The sequence below is a fragment of the Ruegeria sp. HKCCD6119 genome (assembly GCF_013110585.1).
GTDB lineage: Bacteria > Pseudomonadota > Alphaproteobacteria > Rhodobacterales > Rhodobacteraceae > Ruegeria.
This window is the reverse complement of record NZ_WVQV01000003.1, coordinates 51,471-70,041: the sequence shown is the minus strand read 5'-3', so window position 1 is coordinate 70,041 and position 18,571 is coordinate 51,471. Positions and strand designations below refer to the sequence as shown.

General features: G+C 59.1%; 18 protein-coding genes. 6 read left to right on the top strand and 12 right to left on the bottom strand.

The window, feature by feature from the left end:
• Positions 1-2 precede the first annotated feature (2 nt).
• Genes GS611_RS10295 through GS611_RS10285 form a run of 3 tightly spaced genes read left to right on the top strand, consistent with a single transcriptional unit; the run spans position 3 to position 2,286 of the window.
• The gene (locus GS611_RS10295) at positions 3-662 is read left to right on the top strand and encodes a Tim44/TimA family putative adaptor protein (protein WP_170345861.1); all 660 of its coding nucleotides are present in this window, start codon (positions 3-5) and stop codon (positions 660-662) included.
• On the top strand, positions 659-1,699 hold the full coding sequence (locus GS611_RS10290; RefSeq protein ID WP_170345863.1) for a murein transglycosylase A: 1,041 nt from the start codon (positions 659-661) through the stop codon (positions 1,697-1,699). The genes GS611_RS10295 and GS611_RS10290 overlap by 4 nt, the downstream gene beginning before the upstream one ends.
• Positions 1,699-2,286, top strand: a complete 588-nt coding sequence (locus GS611_RS10285; RefSeq protein WP_171635352.1) for a Smr/MutS family protein — start codon at positions 1,699-1,701, stop codon at positions 2,284-2,286. The genes GS611_RS10290 and GS611_RS10285 overlap by 1 nt, the downstream gene beginning before the upstream one ends.
• On the opposite strand, the gene GS611_RS10280 is transcribed toward GS611_RS10285, so the two are convergent.
• From GS611_RS10280 to hslU, 3 genes are all read right to left on the bottom strand, one after another.
• On the bottom strand, positions 2,283-3,503 hold the full coding sequence (locus GS611_RS10280; protein WP_171635349.1) for an MFS transporter: 1,221 nt from the start codon (positions 3,501-3,503) through the stop codon (positions 2,283-2,285). The genes GS611_RS10285 and GS611_RS10280 overlap by 4 nt on opposite strands.
• Positions 3,500-4,600, bottom strand: a complete 1,101-nt coding sequence (locus GS611_RS10275) for an alpha/beta fold hydrolase (RefSeq protein ID WP_171635347.1) — start codon at positions 4,598-4,600, stop codon at positions 3,500-3,502. The genes GS611_RS10280 and GS611_RS10275 overlap by 4 nt, the downstream gene beginning before the upstream one ends.
• 98 nt (positions 4,601-4,698) lie before the next feature.
• Positions 4,699-6,006: an ATP-dependent protease ATPase subunit HslU gene (hslU, locus tag GS611_RS10270; protein ID WP_171635345.1), complete on the bottom strand. Its 1,308-nt coding sequence runs from the start codon at positions 6,004-6,006 to the stop codon at positions 4,699-4,701.
• A gap of 199 nt (positions 6,007-6,205) precedes the next feature.
• Between hslU and GS611_RS10265 the strand changes: the two genes are divergently transcribed.
• The gene (locus tag GS611_RS10265) at positions 6,206-6,607 is read left to right on the top strand and encodes a DM13 domain-containing protein (RefSeq protein WP_171635342.1); all 402 of its coding nucleotides are present in this window, start codon (positions 6,206-6,208) and stop codon (positions 6,605-6,607) included.
• A 106-nt stretch (positions 6,608-6,713) separates the two neighbouring features.
• A complete protein-coding gene (locus GS611_RS10260; RefSeq protein WP_171635340.1) occupies positions 6,714-7,955 on the top strand; it encodes an MFS transporter in 1,242 nt (413 codons plus the stop codon).
• On the opposite strand, the gene hslV is transcribed toward GS611_RS10260, so the two are convergent.
• A complete protein-coding gene (gene hslV / locus GS611_RS10255; RefSeq protein WP_171635337.1) occupies positions 7,947-8,504 on the bottom strand; it encodes an ATP-dependent protease subunit HslV in 558 nt (185 codons plus the stop codon). The genes GS611_RS10260 and hslV overlap by 9 nt on opposite strands.
• 197 nt (positions 8,505-8,701) lie before the next feature.
• On the opposite strand from hslV, the gene GS611_RS10250 reads away from it, so the two are divergent.
• A complete protein-coding gene (locus GS611_RS10250) occupies positions 8,702-8,896 on the top strand; it encodes a DUF1127 domain-containing protein (protein WP_171635335.1) in 195 nt (64 codons plus the stop codon).
• 61 nt (positions 8,897-8,957) lie between these two features.
• Here GS611_RS10250 and GS611_RS10245 read toward each other — a convergent pair whose 3' ends face one another.
• From GS611_RS10245 to tsaE, 8 genes are all read right to left on the bottom strand, one after another.
• Positions 8,958-9,320: a Lin0512 family protein gene (locus GS611_RS10245; RefSeq protein ID WP_171635333.1), complete on the bottom strand. Its 363-nt coding sequence runs from the start codon at positions 9,318-9,320 to the stop codon at positions 8,958-8,960.
• Positions 9,317-9,667: a Lin0512 family protein gene (locus GS611_RS10240; protein WP_171635330.1), complete on the bottom strand. Its 351-nt coding sequence runs from the start codon at positions 9,665-9,667 to the stop codon at positions 9,317-9,319. The genes GS611_RS10245 and GS611_RS10240 overlap by 4 nt, the downstream gene beginning before the upstream one ends.
• A gap of 74 nt (positions 9,668-9,741) precedes the next feature.
• Positions 9,742-10,113 (bottom strand): thioredoxin, encoded by a 372-nt coding sequence (gene trxA, locus GS611_RS10235; RefSeq protein ID WP_371732244.1) that lies wholly within the window; start codon positions 10,111-10,113, stop codon positions 9,742-9,744.
• Positions 10,114-10,122: 9 nt separating this feature from the next.
• Complete coding sequence (gene addA, locus GS611_RS10230; protein ID WP_171635328.1) at positions 10,123-13,479, bottom strand: double-strand break repair helicase AddA; 3,357 nt, start codon at positions 13,477-13,479, stop codon at positions 10,123-10,125.
• On the bottom strand, positions 13,476-16,400 hold the full coding sequence (addB, locus tag GS611_RS10225) for a double-strand break repair protein AddB (protein ID WP_171635326.1): 2,925 nt from the start codon (positions 16,398-16,400) through the stop codon (positions 13,476-13,478). Before addB ends, addA begins: the two co-directional genes overlap by 4 nt.
• A complete protein-coding gene (locus GS611_RS10220) occupies positions 16,393-17,079 on the bottom strand; it encodes a nucleotidyltransferase family protein (RefSeq protein ID WP_171635323.1) in 687 nt (228 codons plus the stop codon). The genes addB and GS611_RS10220 overlap by 8 nt, the downstream gene beginning before the upstream one ends.
• A complete protein-coding gene (locus GS611_RS10215; RefSeq protein WP_171635321.1) occupies positions 17,076-18,080 on the bottom strand; it encodes an aminoglycoside phosphotransferase family protein in 1,005 nt (334 codons plus the stop codon). The genes GS611_RS10220 and GS611_RS10215 overlap by 4 nt, the downstream gene beginning before the upstream one ends.
• Positions 18,077-18,550, bottom strand: a complete 474-nt coding sequence (tsaE, locus tag GS611_RS10210; RefSeq protein ID WP_171635319.1) for a tRNA (adenosine(37)-N6)-threonylcarbamoyltransferase complex ATPase subunit type 1 TsaE — start codon at positions 18,548-18,550, stop codon at positions 18,077-18,079. The genes GS611_RS10215 and tsaE overlap by 4 nt, the downstream gene beginning before the upstream one ends.
• Positions 18,551-18,571 lie beyond the last annotated feature (21 nt).

The following is an 18,571-nucleotide window of genomic DNA, read 5'->3' as shown; positions in this document are numbered from 1 at the left end:
AAATGAACGAACCCATGATCCAGTTGCTGGTCCTGGCCGGAATTGCCGTTTTCCTGATCCTGCGCCTCAAGAGCGTGTTGGGCACGCGTGAAGGTTTTGAAAAACCGCCTGTGCAGCAGCAGCCCGAAGCGCATAAGTCGCGCCGCGATTTCGAAGTGATCGAAGGCGGCCCGGATCATGACATCACAGACCATGTCCCGGAAGACAGCGAGCTGGCACAGACGCTGGCGGCGATGAAACGGGTTGAACCCAGTTTTTCCGTCACCGAGTTTGTTCAGGGTGCGCGCGGTGCCTATGAAATGATCCTGATGGGGTATGAAAAGGGAAACCTGGACGAGATCCAACCGTTCCTGTCGGAAGAAGTTTTTGAATCCTTCGTTGCGGGCGTCGCCGCACGAGAAGATCAGGGCCTGACGATCGAGGCCGAGTTTATCGGTGTCCGAGAGACGACCCTGACGGATGTGAAGTTCGACAAGGATACCAATCAGGCCGAAATCACCATGAAATTCGTGGGTGAACTGACATCGGTCGTGCGGGATCGCGGTGGCGATATCGTCGAAGGCAGCCCCAATACCGTGAAACGCCAAAAGGACAGCTGGACCTTTGCCCGTGTGATGGGCAAGGACGATCCGAACTGGCTGCTTGTTGCCACGGACGCATGATTGCCACGCTCCGGTCGCTTTTACTGGTGGGTGCAATGACCGCTGCCAGCGCTGCCGGAGCCGAGGCAACGCGATCCATTCTGTCGTTCGATGATCTGCATGGCTGGGCCGAGGATGACCACGGTGCAGCCCTTTCGGTTTTTCTGAACACCTGCGGTGATCTGAAAGATCCCGATTGGCGGGCCCTGTGCGGTGTGGCAAGAACCTACGATGCCGAAGCGGCACGGTCGTTCTTTGAGCTCTTTTTTCGCCCTGTTCTGGTCGAGGATGGTGAGGATGCCCTGTTCACGGGGTATTTCGAACCCGAACTTGATGGTGCGCGTACCCGGACGGATCGTTTCAGGTACCCCATCTACAAAATGCCGCCCGAGGCCCGCGCTGAGGGGGCCTGGCTGAGCCGGCGAGAAATCCTGACCAGTGATGTCATGCAGGGCCGCGGGCTTGAGATTGCCTGGGTCGATGACCCCGTAGAGTTGTTTTTCTTGCAAATCCAGGGTTCGGGTCGTGTTCGATTGCCGGATGGGGGGGCTTTGCGCGTCGGGTATGGTGGTGCGAACGGGCATCCCTACAGGTCAATTGGCGTGGAACTGGTGCGGCGCGGTATTCTTGGCGCGCATGAGGTCAGCGCGCAGATGATCCGCGCCTGGGTGCGCAAGAACCCCGAGGCCGGTGCGGAATTGCTTCTCCACAACCCATCATACGTGTTTTTCCGCGAAGTTTCGCGTGTCGCGCCCGAGCTTGGACCGCTGGGTGCCATGAACCGATCCATAACGACCATGCGCAGCATCGCGGTCGATCCGGCCTATACCCCGCTGGGTGCGCCGGTTTGGGTGGAAAAGGACGGCAAGGAATCGATCCGCCGCCTGATGATCGCGCAGGATACAGGTGCGGCCATCAAAGGCGCGCAACGGGCTGATATCTTTTTCGGAACGGGGGACGAAGCCGGTCAGGCCGCGGGCAAGCTGAAGGATCCGGGCCGGATGGTGCTGTTGCTGCCCATCCAGCGTGCCTATGCCCTGCTGCCGGATGAATTCTGATGACCCGGCGCAAACTGACAAACGAAGAGATCGAGCTGTGGCGCAAGGTCGCCAAACAGGCCGAGAGGCTGCACCCGGAAATCCCGCAGACGGTCCATCCGACCTCTTTGCCGAAACCCAAGCCCAAGAAAACCCCGAAACCGCGTTTTCAGGCATTCGAACTTGGACAGACCTTTCAGTCGAATCCGAAACCGAATGATCTGAAACCTTCGGTTACGGATGCGCTGCGCAATGCACCGGTTCAGATGGACAACAAGGCCTTTGGCCGGATGAAGCGCGGCAAGCTGAAACCCGAAGGCAAGCTGGATCTGCACGGTATGCGGGTCGCTTCGGCCCATCCGGCGCTGATCCGATTTATCCTGAGCGCGCAGGCACAGGGAAAGCGTCTGGTTTTGGTCGTGACCGGCAAAGGCAAGGATCGGGACGAGCCCGGTCCGATTCCGACGCCGCGCGGTGTTCTGCGAAATCAGGTTCCTCACTGGTTGTCGATCCCACCGCTGGCGCAGGCGGTGTTGCAGGTCACGCCGGCTCATATAAGCCACGGCGGAGACGGGGCGTATTACGTATATCTCAGGCGCGCGCGCTAAAGGTCGCGGCGGGCGCGGGAAACACCGACCCAAACCAAGGCGCATACCAGCACGAAAAACAGGCCTATCCAGAAAAACTGAATGCTCAGCGAGAAACCAAGGTCAATCAGAACGCCGGTCAAACCAGGGCCGATGGCTGACCCCAGTACCATGACAGCCGCAGCCAACGCCTTTATGGCGCCGATATGCCGGGTCCCATAGAATTCTGCCCAGAACGCGCTGGGCAAAGTGCTGTTTGCTCCGACCGTCAGGCCAAGAAACACCAACCCAACCGTCGCGCCGCTGATTGATTCAGTCATGCCCAAAACCACGAACCCAACCGCCATCGGAAGTTGATAGTATGGCATGATGCGCGCAGTGCCCCATTTGTCCAATGCCCAGCCCGCAGCAAACATCGACAGCAGCGATACTCCGGTAAAGATCGGGAACAGAGCGACCAGTTGAATATGCTGCCAGCCTTTGACCTCAGCGAAATAGACCTGATGGAAGAAAAACGCTGTAATGAATGCCGATGGCGCAAGCACGGCGGGCACCATGAACCAGAACAAGGGGTCAAACAGCGCGTCGCGACGGCTCCAGTGGCGACCCTGCATCCCAATGGCAGAGGATTTGCTGGCAAGGCTTTGCGGTGTTCGTTCCTCGCGCAACAGTCGCATCAACACGGGAATTCCCAAGGCGGTCATCCCCGCCGCGACGACCCACAGCCAACGCCAGTCCATGTAAACCATGGCCGCAACAAAGATCAGGGGCAGCAAGGCCTCACCGATGGCATAGCCGATGGATGCAATGGAAAGCGCCTTGCCCCGCGTGACCGTGAACCACCGCGCCATGGCGACCGCGGCCAGATGCGTGCTCATCCCCTGACCGAGCAGGCGCAGCAGAAAAATCACCACTGGCAACAGTAGCAGCCAGGTATTCAGCGCCATGGCAAGGGCGGCCAGGGACAACCCGGTCAGAACCACCGGACCCAGCATCCGGACGCGAAAGATGTCCGTCAGCCCTCCGGCCCAGATCATCACGATGGCCGACAGGGTTGTGCCCAATGTGTACAGCCCACCCCACGCACCATGGCCGAGGCCGAATTCCGCGCGGATTTCACCGGCAAAGATTGAGATGAAGAATGTTTGCCCGAAGCTGGATAAAAACGTCAGAAGAACGCCTGCGCCAAGCCAGGTGGCATTGTCCAGAAGATACCGGCGCAGCTTGAACCGCGTCACGGAGAGCTGACCTGTGCCTGCCCGGTTTCCGTCAGAACAATTCCAGTGGCCCCGTCTGGATTGCGCGCGCCGGGTGGCACCAGAATATCAATGGCCGGTCGGTCTTCCCGCCCGAAGGTATTGTTGACACGCCGCAACGAGCTGAGGATCGACAACAAAGCCGGAGAGGTCGCGGCAACGAAATGCGAGGATGCCGCGTCACTGTTGAAAGCGGTCGTGTCGATCACGCTGATCGGGAATTCCTCGAGCGAGTCAACCGAACTGATGTTCCCCAACCGCTGGCCCTCATCCGTGCCACGCAAGCGGCCCGAGATGTTCAGGATCTTGTCCTTTTGGGACACCATTACGATGAACGGGTCGGGTGGGTTGTCGATACGTTTCATCTGCGAGCGAAACAGATCAAGATCAAGATCAGGCGAAATCAGCACGACCCCTTCGATGTTTCGCTTGGCCCAGCCGGGTTCTTGCAGTTCGGTTTGCCGCATCATCTCCATCGTCAACGCACCGCCCATGGAATGCGCGACCAGAACAACGCGTTTGACACCCATGGCTTTCAGTTCGCGGATGGTCTGTTCCAACCCGTCGCGGGCAAACAGCATACTGTCCAGATCATAGGCGTATCCATAGCCCGTTGCACGGCTTGGCCACGAATACACCAGCGTCGATCCGGGGAGGCCAATGTCATGTGTCAGCTGCGCCGCGCGGAAGATCGTTTCGGTCTGGGTCGAATTGTAGCCGTGCACAAAGATCGTGACGTCATCCTGTCCTCGCAGGTGTTTGCGCAGCCCCTGCGGTCCATCCAGCTCGGTCACGTCCGCCAAAACGAATTCTTTCCGCGGATTCGGGTTCGCGTAGGAGAAGCGGAGCGTACCCGGAGTATGCGTCGGTGGAATCGAAACCGTCGTTTCCAGGAACCTGAGCGTTTCACCGCGTTGGAATCCATAAGATCCATCAGCCTCACGCGCGCGGGTCGTGCTTGCGAAGATGGTTTCAGGTGTTCCGATGTTCACGGCACCGGGCACGACCTCGGACACCGTCCGGTCGACACAGGCGCCGATCGAAAGGGATATGAACAGAATGACGAAATATCGCAGCACGGGCCAGACCTCGGGGTGACTCGTGCACACGCTATCCTATTCTTGCCCGACGTCCAGCATGGCAAGATTTAAACAACGGCAGAAACCGGCTGGACGTGTTACAAAACGTAACGGCTCAGATCAGAGGACTTGGTCAATTCACCAAGATTGTCGCTGACGAATTGTGCATCAACGGTGATCTGCGAACCGGCTTTGTCCGGTGCAACGAAGGACAGTTCTTCGAAAACCCGCTCCATGACGGTGTAGAGCCGCCGCGCGCCGATGTTTTCGATGCTCTGATTCACGTCAGCCGCAATCTTCGCCAATGCCGCGATGCCGTCCTCGGTAAAGCTGACGGTCACGTCTTCGGTGCCCATCAACGCCGTGTATTGCAAGGTCAGGGCATTGTCGGTTTCGGTCAGGATGCGCACAAAGTCTTCTTCGGTCAGGGCGCGCAGTTCGACGCGGATCGGCAGGCGCCCCTGCAATTCCGGCAACAGATCTGACGGTTTGGCGATGTGAAACGCACCCGAGGCAATGAACAGGATATGGTCGGTTTTGACCGGGCCATGTTTGGTGCTGACGGTGGTTCCCTCGATCAAGGGCAGAAGGTCGCGCTGCACGCCTTCGCGGCTGACATCGCCGCCGCGTGCGTCAGAGCGGGCACAGACTTTGTCGATCTCATCCAGAAATACGATGCCGTTCTGCTCGACGGAGTCCAGCGCGGTGCGGGTGACGGTTTCATCATCCAGCAGCTTGTCGGCCTCTTCCCCGATCAGCGCATCATAGCTTTCGGCGACGGTCATGCGTTTCTTGACGGTCCGACCGCCAAAGGCCTTGCCGAAGATGTCGCCCAGATTCATCATGCCCATCTGACCACCCGGCTGCCCCGGAATGTCGAACATCGGCATCGGGTTCGAGGTGTCGGACAGTTCCAGCTCGATCACCGTGTCGTCCAGTTCGCCGGCTTTCAGCTTTTTGCGGAACATCTCGCGCGTGCCTTCGCGCGCATCCGCGCCAGCAATGGCTTCGATCACGCGGTCTTCGGCGGCCTGATGCGCTTTGGCCTTGACGTCTTCGCGCATGAACTCGCGGGTTTGCAGGATGGCCGCATCCGCCAGATCGCGCACGATCTGTTCCACGTCTCGGCCGACATATCCGACTTCGGTGAACTTGGTGGCCTCGACCTTGATAAACGGCGCGCGGGCCAGTTTGGCCAGACGGCGGCTGATTTCGGTCTTGCCGACGCCGGTGGGGCCGATCATCAGGATGTTCTTGGGATAGACTTCCTCCCGGATGTCGTCCGGCAATTGCTTGCGGCGCCAGCGATTGCGCAGGGCGACGGCCACGGCACGCTTGGCGTCCTTCTGCCCGATGATGAAGCGATCCAGTTCCGAGACAATCTCGCGCGGGGTCAGGTCGGTCATGTTTAATTCTATCCGTTTGTTTCGCAACGGAACCTAATCATAAGACACGAAAACACAAGCTGATCACGGAAAACTCACGCCAACTCACACGTAGCACACGGAAATTGGCGGCGATGTGAATCGTCACGGGACGGTGTGTGCCCCATAGTCTTGCGTGACGGGCAGGTCGCCCGCGACATTCATATGGAGATACCTTATCATGATGACTCGTCGTTCGCTTTTTGCGAAAGCTGCCGCCACGGGCGCTGCTCTTGCTTTGGTTGGCACCCGGGCTGCTTTGGCCGGAGGTGCCAAAAAGAAAGGCACGTTTGAAGGCAGGTCGAACCACATCACCAGCGGATCGGTGAAGCTGGTCAAGGACGGCGGGCGTTACATCGTCGAGTTGGGCGATGATTTCTCGCTGGACGGCGGCCCTGACCCACGGGTGGCCTTTGGGAAAGATGGGACCTATGCGCCCGACACCAAGCTGGGCGCGCTGTTGAACTTGACCGGCAGCCAATCCTATGCCGTTCCGCCGACCATGGATGTTTCTGGCTACAATGAGGTGTACATCTGGTGCGAGGTCGCGGGTGTGCCGCTGGGTGTTGCGTCGCTGAAGTAATTCTTTCGGTCAGCGGCCGGCTCCTCCGGTTGCTGACGCACCGTTAGGTAACAAAGTCGTCGTCTGTTACACTTGTCCCAAGGCATTGGAGCCGGGGACGAATTTAATGACGAAAATTGCCAAGATTACCCTTCTGTTTGTGGTGTTTGTGGATCTGATCGGACAGGGGCTGGTCTTTCCCATCATCAACTCGCTGATCATGGAAACGAAATCCGGGTTTCTGCCCGAAAACACGCCCGAGGGGCGCAGGCATTTCTATTACGGCCTCGTGATCGGGTGCTTTTTCCTGTCGTGGTTTTTGGGCGTTGTCTATGTCTCGAAAGTATCGGATTCGATCGGGCGCAAGAACGCTTTGCTGGTGTGCCTGGGCGGTGCTCTGGCCGGCTATGCCCTGACCATTGCCGCGCTTTATCTCAACAACCTTCTTCTGCTGATCGTCGGGCGTTCGATCACCGGATTCACTGCGGGCAACCAACCCATTGCGCAAGCGGCGATGATCGACGGCAGTACCGACGCGACAGACCGGGACCGGAACATGGGCTATATCGTGACGGGCGTCAGCTTTGGTCTTGTGGGCGGGCCGATCATCGGCGCGGTCTTGTCTGACGCCGCCCTGCTGGGCGGCTTCGCCACGCTGAGAACGCCCTTTTACGGCGCATTTGTCCTTGTGCTGATTGCAATTTTTCTGGTCCTGTTTTTCTTCCAGGATACCCGAACGGATCGCGCGCCCTTTGTTTTCCGTCCCCGTGACATAACAGACAGCCTGATGGCGGTGCGTGGTCATCCGATGGTGTTGAAGATCCTGCCGGTCTATTCGTTCTTCATGATCGCCAATGTCACCTTCTACGTCTTTGTCGACAATTTCCTGACCAGCGCCTTCGGATACGGAGTCATCGGCGGCAGCGTGGCGATGGTCGTCATCGGTGTGGCGCTGGCCTTCTCCAGCACGTTTTTGGTGAAACCCGCGCAGGAGAAATTCAGCAAACATGCGATAATCCGCACATCGCTCATCGTCATGGTGATTTGCGGCTTCGCGTTCGCCTTCAGCCCAAGCGGCGTGTTCAGTTATGTGCCGGTCTTTTTCTTCTATTTCCTGTTCGGAATCGCCTACCCCACCATGCTTGGGCTGTTCTCTTCCAGCGTCAGCGAAGCGGATCAGGGCTGGGTCATGGGTGTGACCACTGCCGTGTTCTGCCTTGCGGGCGGGATCATGTCGCTGATCGGGGGCGGATTGATGAGCATCGATATCCGCGTGCCCTATTACATCGTCATCATCGCAGCGATCATTGGCCTGATCGGCATGCATCGCCGCTGGAAAGGCAAGGAGATCTCGGCGCTGTTAGCCTGAGATCGTCTCAACCGTCAGCTTGCCATTGGTATAGACACAGATATCGGCCGCGATGGCCATTGCCTGACGCGCGACCTCTTCCGCCGACTTGTCACTGTCCATCATCGCGCGGGCAGCGGCCAGGGCAAAATTGCCCCCGGATCCGATGGCAGCCACGTTGTGTTCAGGTTCCAGTACGTCACCCGCCCCGGTGATCACGAACATGTCCTTGCCGTCCGTGACGATCAGCATCGCTTCGAGCTTTTGCAGGTATTTGTCGGTGCGCCAGTCTTTGGCCAATTCCACAGAAGCACGGGCAAGTTGGCCCGGTGTCGCCTCGAGCTTGGCCTCCAGCCGTTCCAGCAACGTGAAGGCGTCGGCCGTCGACCCGGCAAAGCCGGCGACAACTTCGGACCCTCCGGGAGACAGGCGACGCACCTTGCGGGCCGTGCCCTTGATCACGGTTTGACCAAGGCTGACCTGCCCATCACCGGCTATGACGATCTGACCGTCTTTCTTGACGCCAATGATCGTTGTGCCGTGCCAACCGGGAAAGTCGTTGTCTGCCATGATCGTCTCCGTTTTCGCTGGCGGTATATATGGGCTGGGTCGCAGGTTGGCGCAACCCGTTCTTCAGTTGCTTAAAAGATATGCAAAAAACGCATTCCGGGGTTACCGGACCAGCAATTGTGAGTCCGGGCATGCAGGACTACATGAGGCTCACAACCGACAACGGGTCGGCTGTTTCTTCACTAAGGACCGCGCACATGGCAACCACAGCTAACATTCATGCGCCGCTCGGAGCAGCTACCATCCTGCACGTAGTGGACGCGTTCACCAATGTCGTCAACACCGTTGTCGAATGGAAAGAATCCCGTAAAACCCGCAAACTCCTGTCGGAACTCAGCGACGCCCAGCTTGACGATATCGGCCTGAGCCGCGCAGACATCGCCGATTTCTGATGTTCCCGCAGATCGCCAATTCATGACAGCCGCACGGATTTCCGAGCGGCTTTTTCTTTTTTTAGCCCTGAACGTATTTTCCGGAAAAATCAGGCAGAAAAGCCTCGATCGCCGCAGTTGCTACCACGTGCCGCGTTCCCGCTTCTTCGTCGACAACGTCAAGCCCACCTTTGACTGCGCGAACCTCGGCCCTGCCCCGCGGCAGATCCGAGGCAACCAGATCGCAATCCACCTGTTCAGGATCCTGCACGCCGATCGTGACGCTGACGCGCATTTCGGAATGGTCGATCCCCAGTTTTGAAAACAACGTGATAGATGAATGGTGCAAAGCGTCCTGCACCGCGCGGCGGGCTGCCTTGGTATAGTCCCGGCCATACAGGTCGTTACCTGTTCCCATCTCCAGAATGATGCGTTTTTCACTCATTGTGTGGGCTCTATGTCGAAGGAAACGATCAGGGCAGCGTTGGCGATGACCGTGTGCCCGTCACTGTGGGGCTTTGCGATGTCCAGCCCGCCTTGGGAGACAGTGATATTCGGATGACCATAGGGAAAGACAGCTTTCAACGCTTCGGTGTCCACCTGATCCGGCTGCTGAACCCCAATTTCGGCATCAATGATCATCGCCTCTTTCGGAAACCCGAACAGTTCCGCCATGTTGACCGAGTTGTGCCAAAGCGCATCCTTGATCGCCCGCAGTGACGCCTGGGTATAGTCCATCCGGCGCAGGGATGTGCCCATCCCGAATTCCACAAGGACGCGCGTTTTTGCCATTGGTGTCTCCGATGTCTTCAATAGAAAAGGCGCCCCGATCAGAGGCGCCTTCGAGATAATCTGTTAGGACCAGATCAGATGGATTCGTCGATCCAGCTTTGCAGGGCGGCTTTGGGCGCCGCGCCCGCGCGGTTGGAAACGACCTGACCGTCCTTGAAGATGAACAGCGCGGGGATGCCACGCACGCCCATGGCGGCGGCAGAGTTCGGGTTGCTGTCCACATCGACCTTGGCGATTTTGACCTTGTCGCCATACTCGGCCGCCAGCTCTTCCAGCGCAGGGCCGATTTGCTTGCAGGGGCCGCACCATTCGGCCCAGAAATCCACGACCACGGGAACGGTCGAATTCTTGACTTCGGCGTCAAAGGTGTCGTCGGTTACGGCTACGGTCGACATATTCTGTCTCCTGAATGGGGTAAACTTGGGAAAAGAACGTATGTGCCGCATCGGGTAAGGTCAAGATATCCGGGTGCGGGCCAAAGCATCTGTCACAAGATCGTGTGGCAACCACATCAGCCGCGCCGTGCGGGTCCACAGAATGGCGGTACGAATGCTGCGATCCGGATAGATCTGCGCCAGCGCCTGCGCGTATGCCCCCATCTGTCGCAACAGGCCTTCGGGGCAGTCTTCCGCGCGGTCTGGAACGGTGGCATTTGATTTGAAATCAATCACATGCACTTCCGATTCCGATAGGATTAGACGGTCAACAACCCCATGCATCCGCTGCCCGTTCAGAGCGGCTGTAATGGGCACTTCGGCCAACGTGTCAGGCGCGAAGACGGGCTGCAAACCTTCCGCTATCAGCACAGTTACGGCTTCGCTCAATATCTCTTGCCGGTCCGTTTCGTGCATATCGGGCAGCAACCGCGCGCAAAGCTCTGGCCAAAGGTCTTTCTCGGCGACGGGAAGGTGTTCCAGCAACAGGTGCAGGCGGGTTCCGCGCAGTTTGGCCGCATCTTCATCCAGGCCGGCATCGCCGGGCAACGCCTTTGGGCCGCCCAGATCCGAAGGGCTGAGCGTGCCGGCAGGCGCAACCGGATCCGGTGCCGGATGTTGGAACATGTCCGGCAATTCGACCTGCTGAACGACAGTGTTCGGTTGATCGATCAAGGGCAGCGCGTCCCAATCCCCGTGGGAGAGGCGGCGGATATCGGTACCCGGCACCTGAGCGGCCCCGGCCCGATCCATCGCCGCCTCGACCATCTGATACCAGCTGTTTCCGTCTTTCCCCAAATCACCTGCCGCCGCCACGATCAGCCACTTTTCCGCCCGTGTCAGAGCCACATATAGCAGCCGAAGCCGTTCGTTTTCCTCACGGCTGCGCGCCTCTTCCCGCGCCTGCGAGATCAGGTTTGGTGATGCGTCCGCCGACACTTTCCACAAGGGTGTTCCGCCGGCCAGCATGATCTCTGCGTCACGCGGAGGCTGGCGCTTGCCGGTATCCGGCAGGATGACGATCGGCGCCTCCAACCCTTTTGAACCATGAACGGTCATCACCCGGATTCTGTTGCCGACGCCGCTCATCTGTCGTTTGATCTCCAGATCGTCGGTCTGCATCCAGACCAGAAATCCCGTTAGGCTGGGGATATCCGTTCGCTCATAGGCCAGCGCCTGCGACAACAGCGCGTTGATACCGTCTTCGGCTTCCGCCCCCAACCGCCCCAACAGCTTGCGCCGTCCGTCATGGCGGGTCAGGATACGTTCGATCAGATCATAGGGGCGCAGAAAGTCGATCTGGCTGCGCAGATCATTCAGCACAGACAGTGTTTCCGGAAACTCTTCCGCGCGGTTGCGCAGTGCGGCCCAAAGGAACTGTTCCTTCCGACGGTGCGCCAGATCGAAAAGCTGCTGTTCGGACCATCCGAACAAGGGGGACTTGAGAACCGTCGCCAGAGACAGGCTGTCTTCGGGCGTGGCCAGAAAGCTGAGCAGGGCCGCAAGATCCTTGACCGCCAGTTCAGCGCCCACTTTCAGTCGATCTGCTCCGGCGATGGGCAGGTGCAGCGCCTTGCAGGCACGGATGATCTCAGCAAACAGGTCCGAGCGGCGTTGCACGAGGATCAGAAAATCCCCCGGCTGCACTTTTCGACGAACGAATTGGCCGGATTTGCCATCTTCCGGGATCGTCTCGCCCCGTTCGATCATGTCTTTGATCGACTGTGCAACTTTCTCGGCCAGAATGACGGTGTGATGCCGTGCGCCCGGACGATCGACCGGATCGGTCCAATCCCCGTCTTCGGCATCCGCAACTTTTTCGACAACGGGCCAAAGATCAACACGACCCGGCAGATCGGCCTTGAAAGCACGGTGCTGACTGTCCTTGTGAAACCCCGCATCAGAGCGGTTATCAAACAGGATATCGACCACGGTCAGGATCGCGCTGGAGGATCGGAACGAGTATTCCAACGTCGAATCCCACAGTTTAGAGCCTGATTCAGCCAGTTTCCGGCCAAACTCTTCCTGCATTCTGTCAAAGGCCTGTGGATCGGCGCCCTGAAAGGAATAGATCGATTGTTTCTTGTCGCCGACGACGAAGATCGTGCGCTCGACCCCGGATCGGGCCCCTTCCCCGCTGGTGAATTCCTGTGCCAGTTTCTCGATCACGTCCCATTGATCGGGGCTGGTGTCCTGCGCTTCGTCCACAAGAATATGATCGATGCCACCGTCCAGTCGGTACAGCACCCATTCGGCCACTGCCGGATCGTTCAACACCTGCCGCGCGCGCAGGATCAGGTCGTCGAAATCCAGCCAGCCGCGCAATTGCTTGCGCCGTTCATATTCCGGCAGGAAGGCTGCGGCAAAGCGGTGCAGAACCGCGGTTTTCTGCGCCGCGACCAGCGCCAGACGTTGTTCACGCGCGGCTTCGATCCGCAGCATGAAGGCCTCGAGCTGCGGCATCCGGTCGGCCAACACACCTTCGCGCAGGGGTTTGGTGGGAAAAGCGTTGAGTTTGGCCGTGAAGGGTTCCTTTGCGCCCTTCCCTGTCAGAAACACGCTTTCCAACATGGGTAGATGTATCAATCTGGCTTCGTTGAATGCGGCCAGTTTTGCAGCGGCCTTGGCATTGTTGCCTCCGCTTTCGGTCAAAGCGGGCAGTATGGACTGGATGAGTTCGACTTCGCCACCAAGAAAAACCCGGGCAAGCAGCGCTGTTTCGTCAAAACCGGCGGGCAGACCGAAGCGTTGCAGCAGATCGGACCATTCGAGCGGCTGCGCAAAAAGACTGCGTTTTTGCGTGATCGCAGCGGTCAGTTTATCAAACCCCGTGTCCGTGACGAACCGGGCCACATCTTCAATCAACCCGGCCTGCGGGCCTGCGGCTAAATCCTCGACAATTTCCTCTTGCAGCAAGGCTGCTGCGCGATCTTCCATTTCGGTGAACTGCGGGCTAACGCCAGCCTCCAGCGGAAAGCGTCGCAACAATGACGCGCAGAACGAGTGGATGGTCTGGATTTTCAGACCACCCGGCGTTTCGATGGCGCGGGCAAACAGGGTGCGTGCTTGCGCCAACCGGTCCGAGCCGATTTCGCCGGGTACACCCAGGTCGGTCAGCTCCTCCAACAAGGGGGTATCATCCAGCATGGCCCATTCGCCAAGGCGCTTGAACAACCTGTTCTGCATCTCGCTGGCGGCGGCCTTGGTGTAGGTCAGGCACAGAATGTGCTGAGGCTGGACCCCGCCCAGCAGCAGACGCGCCACACGGTCGGTCAGAACCCGGGTTTTGCCGGACCCGGCGTTGGCCGCCAGCCAGGTCGAGGCATCGGGGCGCGCGGCCTGTACCTGCCGTTCGGTTGCGTCGTTGCGCGGGCTCATGTCAGATCCTCGGGGTATGTTTCCGATGTCCGGTCCCATTCGCCGAACCGCGCCAGGTGATCATAATCACCCATATCCGTATCCTTGTGCAGCATGCGCCGGGACGAAAACCCCTGATCAGGCTCTAAATAGGCGGAAATCAACTCTTTCAGTTCGGCAAGAACCTTGTCGGTCGGTTCTTTCGCCAGGGGCGCCGCAACCTCCTTATAGCTGCCACCCATACCGATGAAGATGGCTTCGGCCACGCTTGTCGGGTCAAGGCCCTCAATCCCGCCCTGCTCGGCCATGGCCGCCTCGATCAGCAACTGCTTGTCAAATTTGGATTGCTGGCTTTCCGTCGGTGGTGCGCCGGTTTTATAGTCGATGATGCGCAACGCGCCCCGGCTGTTGCAATCGATTCTGTCCGCGCGCCCGACAATGGTGAAATCCAGGGGGCGCAGCGCCAGTTTCATCACCGCCTCAAACGCCACGGGGCCACCATCCTTCCGGCGCGCGAGCTCTGCCCCGAGGAAATCATCCGCGATCCGCTCAAGCCGGGCCAACCACAGTTTACGGGCCGTCGGCCAGGCGACGTGTTGATCCAACAGAGCATGCGCCCGTTTCAGGAAATTGTCCCGCGTCAGCAAAGCGCTGTCGAGGACGCTGTCCTTGATGAAATGCTCGAGGATTTCGTGAATCACAATGCCTCTCAGCAAGGCATCGGGGGCCTGTACAAGCGGATCTAGCGGTTTCAGCCGAAGCACATGTTTGGCGTATATCGCGTATGGATCGCGGATCAGCCTCTTTATCTCGGTCACAGACAGACGGCGCGGACGTGCGGCGGCCGGTGGGCGCGGAGAAGGACGCGGTGCGGGGTCGATCGGCGGCGCATCTTCCAGTGCCTCGGACCAGTTCAACCATTTTTCGCCGTGAGCGCGCATTTTGGCCAGAGCTTCGGGGCCTCCCTGACCCGGCAAACCCTGCAAAAGGTTGGTCAGTCGGTTCAGCCAGCGCGACGGAACCGTCTCGGCATCATCCGAGCGGATCGCGCGGGTCAACCATACTTCGGGTGCCCCGATGGCCTGCTGGAAGTCATGCGCAGACAGGCCGATCCGGCGTTCGGGCAGCAACAAGCCGGCTTTGTCACGCATCTGCCGGTTCAACCAGGGATCGGGCGTTGGCGCCTCTGGCCAACTTCCTTCATTCAACCCGCCAAGGATCAGCAGGTCGGCGCCCTGCACCCGTGCCTCGAGCGTGCCCCAGATCATGATATGCGGATGCGGCGCATCCCGGTCACGAACCTCTTCACCCGCAAGCAGAGCACCCAGCAGATCGGCAAAGTCATGGGCCGTCATCAGGCCGCCATGCTGCGCCTCTGCACTGAGAGAACTCAGCACCTCCAGCGCCTTTTGGCCTGCGTTTTTGTCCCACAGAGTGCCCGTTTCACCCGTGCTGCCGGCCGAAATCGCCTCGGCCAGTGTCATCAAACGCTCCACCCAGTCTGCGAGGTGTAGTTCACTGGTGATCTGCTGTTCGCAGAAATGCTGCACGACCCATTTCACCCAGCTTTCCTGGGCCTCTTTACGCACCGCAAAAGCCGCAAGGCTTGCACTGTCAGGAAAGGGCGGGCCGTGACGGCGCAAGTCAAGTTCCAGGTCACGCGTGTGCAGCAAATGAATTCCGCGATCACCGCCATCATGACATAGCGGGTGCTTCAAAAGGGTCAGCAGCGCCTCGCCTTCCAGACGGCGTGTGAACAGGTTGGCCACATGGCGCAGAAAACGTCCCGGCGGGGAAAGTTGTAGCGGCAGGCCCGCACTGTCGTCCGGCACGATGTTCCACCGATCCAGCGCGGCGCTGACCTGGCGGGTCAACATGCGATCCGGCGTGATCAGAGCGGCGGTCTGTCCTGTTTCCGCCGCTTGCCGCAGGCGCAGGGCGATGGCCAATGCCTCGGCGCGAGGCGATTGAGCCTCGACCAGCGTCAGGCCGTCGGTTGCGCCTTTTATATCGGACAGTCCGGGGCCTTCGGTCATCCAGGCGTCAGTGACGGGCGCCGGACGTAAAGCTAGTGATATCAAGCGGTTACGCGAGGGTGAGGGGGCTGATAAATCCGTCCATGGGGTGATCTGACCCGGTGCAAGCTCCAGCGCGCGCATCAACTTGCGGAAACGGTATTGTGGGTGATCTTCAGACGTCAACGCATCATCCAACCCCTGCCAAACGTGATCCGGCTGGTCGAAATCAAATCCGGGCAGCACCAGTGCCCCTTGTGGCAGGCGCGCGATGGCTTCCATCAACATCAGCGTGGTGCCACGGGACCCGGTAGAGCCCGCCAGAATGACCGGGTGTTGTGGGGGGGCAATCTGCCATCGCGCGACCAGGTTTTCGACCACGCGGCGCTGGCGGGCCTGTGCATCCATCGTCTGCCCGCCGGTGTCGATGAAATGATCCGCGATGCCGATAAAAGCCTGTGCCCGTGCCCAGTGTCCGGACATGTCGCTGACATCCAGCTGCCGGATCGCCTCGGGCGACACGCCCTCGCCCTGCATTTCGTCAATCAGTGCGGCCAGACTGTCGGACAGGTCAAAGACCGAGGATCGGGCGGCAAGATCCGGCTGTTGTTCCAGCAGCTTCGACACAAGCTGAGTCAATTCAAGACGCCGCCGCAGGGGTGGTATGGCTGGTGGAATCTGCGCCAGATCAACCCTTTCGCCCAGGTCCGTCACCAACGAGAGACGGGGCAGAAGGCACGGCGGCCCCTGATTGAACAGATCGCGGACACGCCGTTCCATCCGTCTTGTGTTCAGAACCAACTCTATCCGCGCCAAAGTTTCGGGCGGGCCCGAACAGCGCTGCCGCAGGCCATCGACCAACGCTTTTGGGAAATCCGTACCGGGGGGCACGGCAAAAACTCGGGGCAGGGTACCAGACTCAAACATCAGCCAGCAAACCCTCGGCCAGAGCGATACCTTCGGGGCGGCCTACGTCACACCAGCGTCCGGGGTATTCGACCGCAAAAAGCCGACCCTGATCAAGCATCTGGTTCCAAAGCAGGTTGAGCGAAAACGCCGTTTGCGAGAACGAATGCAATCCATCGGTCTTGAGGATCTGTGCCCCACCATACACCAAACCGGGACCACGCGTGATCCGTCCATCTTTTTCGGCCGTGAAATCACCCGATCCAATATGACCAACGGTTCGCGCAACTGGAACACACATCAGCAGCGCATCCATACGACCCGGGTCCCAGGCGTGCTGCAACAGGGTCAAAGGGTTTGGTCCGGACCAGATCGCGTCCGTGTTCAACGTGAATACGGGGTCGGTGCCCAGCATCGGCAAAGCTGCCCGCAATCCGCCACCTGTTTCCAGAATTTCAGGGTCTTCCCGAGACAGCAGAACGCCCTTGGGGCCGAGATGCGCCGCGAGTTGATCAGCGTGATAATGCAGGTTGGCAACGGTACGGACGGGATCAAGATCTTCGACAAGACCCAGCGCATGATCAATCAGTGGTCGCCCCGCCACTTCGATCAATGGCTTGGGTCGGTCTTTGGTCAGCGCGCCCATACGGGTGCCGAACCCGGCTGCGAACAGCATTACGGCAAATGGCGATCCGGTCATTGCGTTCTCAACTTGGCCAGGTTTTCCGGTGTGGGTCTGGGCAAAGCTTCGTGCAGCAGGGACGCCACCGAAACCAGGGCAGGGTGATCCAGATCGCGCATCAGATGTGCCCAGACGGCCGGGATCATGTCCACATAGTGAGGCTTGCCATATTCCGTCGCCAGACGTGCGAAGACGCCAAGGATACGCAGGTTTCTCTGGGCCCCCAAAACACTGTAGGCCGTGCGGAATTCATGGTCGTCCATACCTGAAGCAGAGATATAGTGGTTGATCATTTGCATTTCGATCCCGGCCGAGACATCTCGGCGTACATCCTGTAGCAGAGACACCAGATCGTAGGCCGGGTGCCCCAGCATGGCCAACTGAAAGTCCAGCAACCCGACGCGCTTCACGCCTTCGCGCTGCGGCAGCCACAACAGGTTTTCTGCGTGATAATCCCTGAGAATGACCACTTTCGAGCCGGATGTTTCACGATGCAGGATATCCGCGAACCGGTGCTCGAACCGGGACAGGGCGTCTTCATCACATATTCCCAGGATACCGGCCGCATACTTGGTGAAAGCCAATGCCGCCAGTTCCGTCATCAGGGACGGATCATAAGACGGCAAGGCAAGAGAAGGCGCCCGATGCAGGTGGAGCAGCACGTCGGTGGCGGCGCGGTACAATTCGCGCTCTTTGCCCGGGTCTTTTTTCAGGACGCGCGCAAAAAGGTCATCACCCAGATCTTCCAGCAACAGAAAACCGTACTGGGCATCTTCGGCGTAGATTTCCGGCGCGCTCAGACCAACCGATCGGAGGTATTCGGCGACCCGCACAAAGGATTCAACATTATCACTTTTTTCAGGTGGCGCGTCCATCAAAACCGCAGTGCGCCCGTTGGTTGGATCAATCAGCCGTTCGTATTGCCGGTTCGAGGCATCGCCTGCCAGTGGCGTACGTGTTGCCCCGGCCCAGGGTGTTTGTGCAATCAGGGCCTCGGCCAGGACCGTCCTGTTGGTCATACAGTTCTCTCCAGTTTTTCCGCCCATTTCGGAGCAGTCCAAGACAGGGTCACACAGCGGTAATCGATATTGTTAGGGTCTGTTTCAAAGGCCAACGTCAACGCGCCTTGGGGCGCCAACGGGCCCAGCTTGTCCGGCCATTCCACAAGGCAGATTGCCGTATCGAAAGCGTCCGTCAGGCCCAGTTCGTCAACTTCTTCGGCCGCGCTCAGACGATACAGGTCGCAATGCCATATTTCCCCTGATGGCGTGTCGTAAGCCTGGACCAAAGTGAAAGTTGGCGAGGGCACATCTTCGGGTTCTGCCATCAATGACTGAATGAGGTTGCGCGCGAAATGCGTCTTGCCGCTGCCGATCGGGCCCTCCAGCAGAACAACATCGCCCGGGCGCAGTGATGTTCCCAGTTGGCGTGCGAAAACTGCGGTTTCTTCGGGCGATTTGAAAGTCAGAGATCGGGCGGTCTGTGTCATGCCGCCACAATGGCCTTGCGC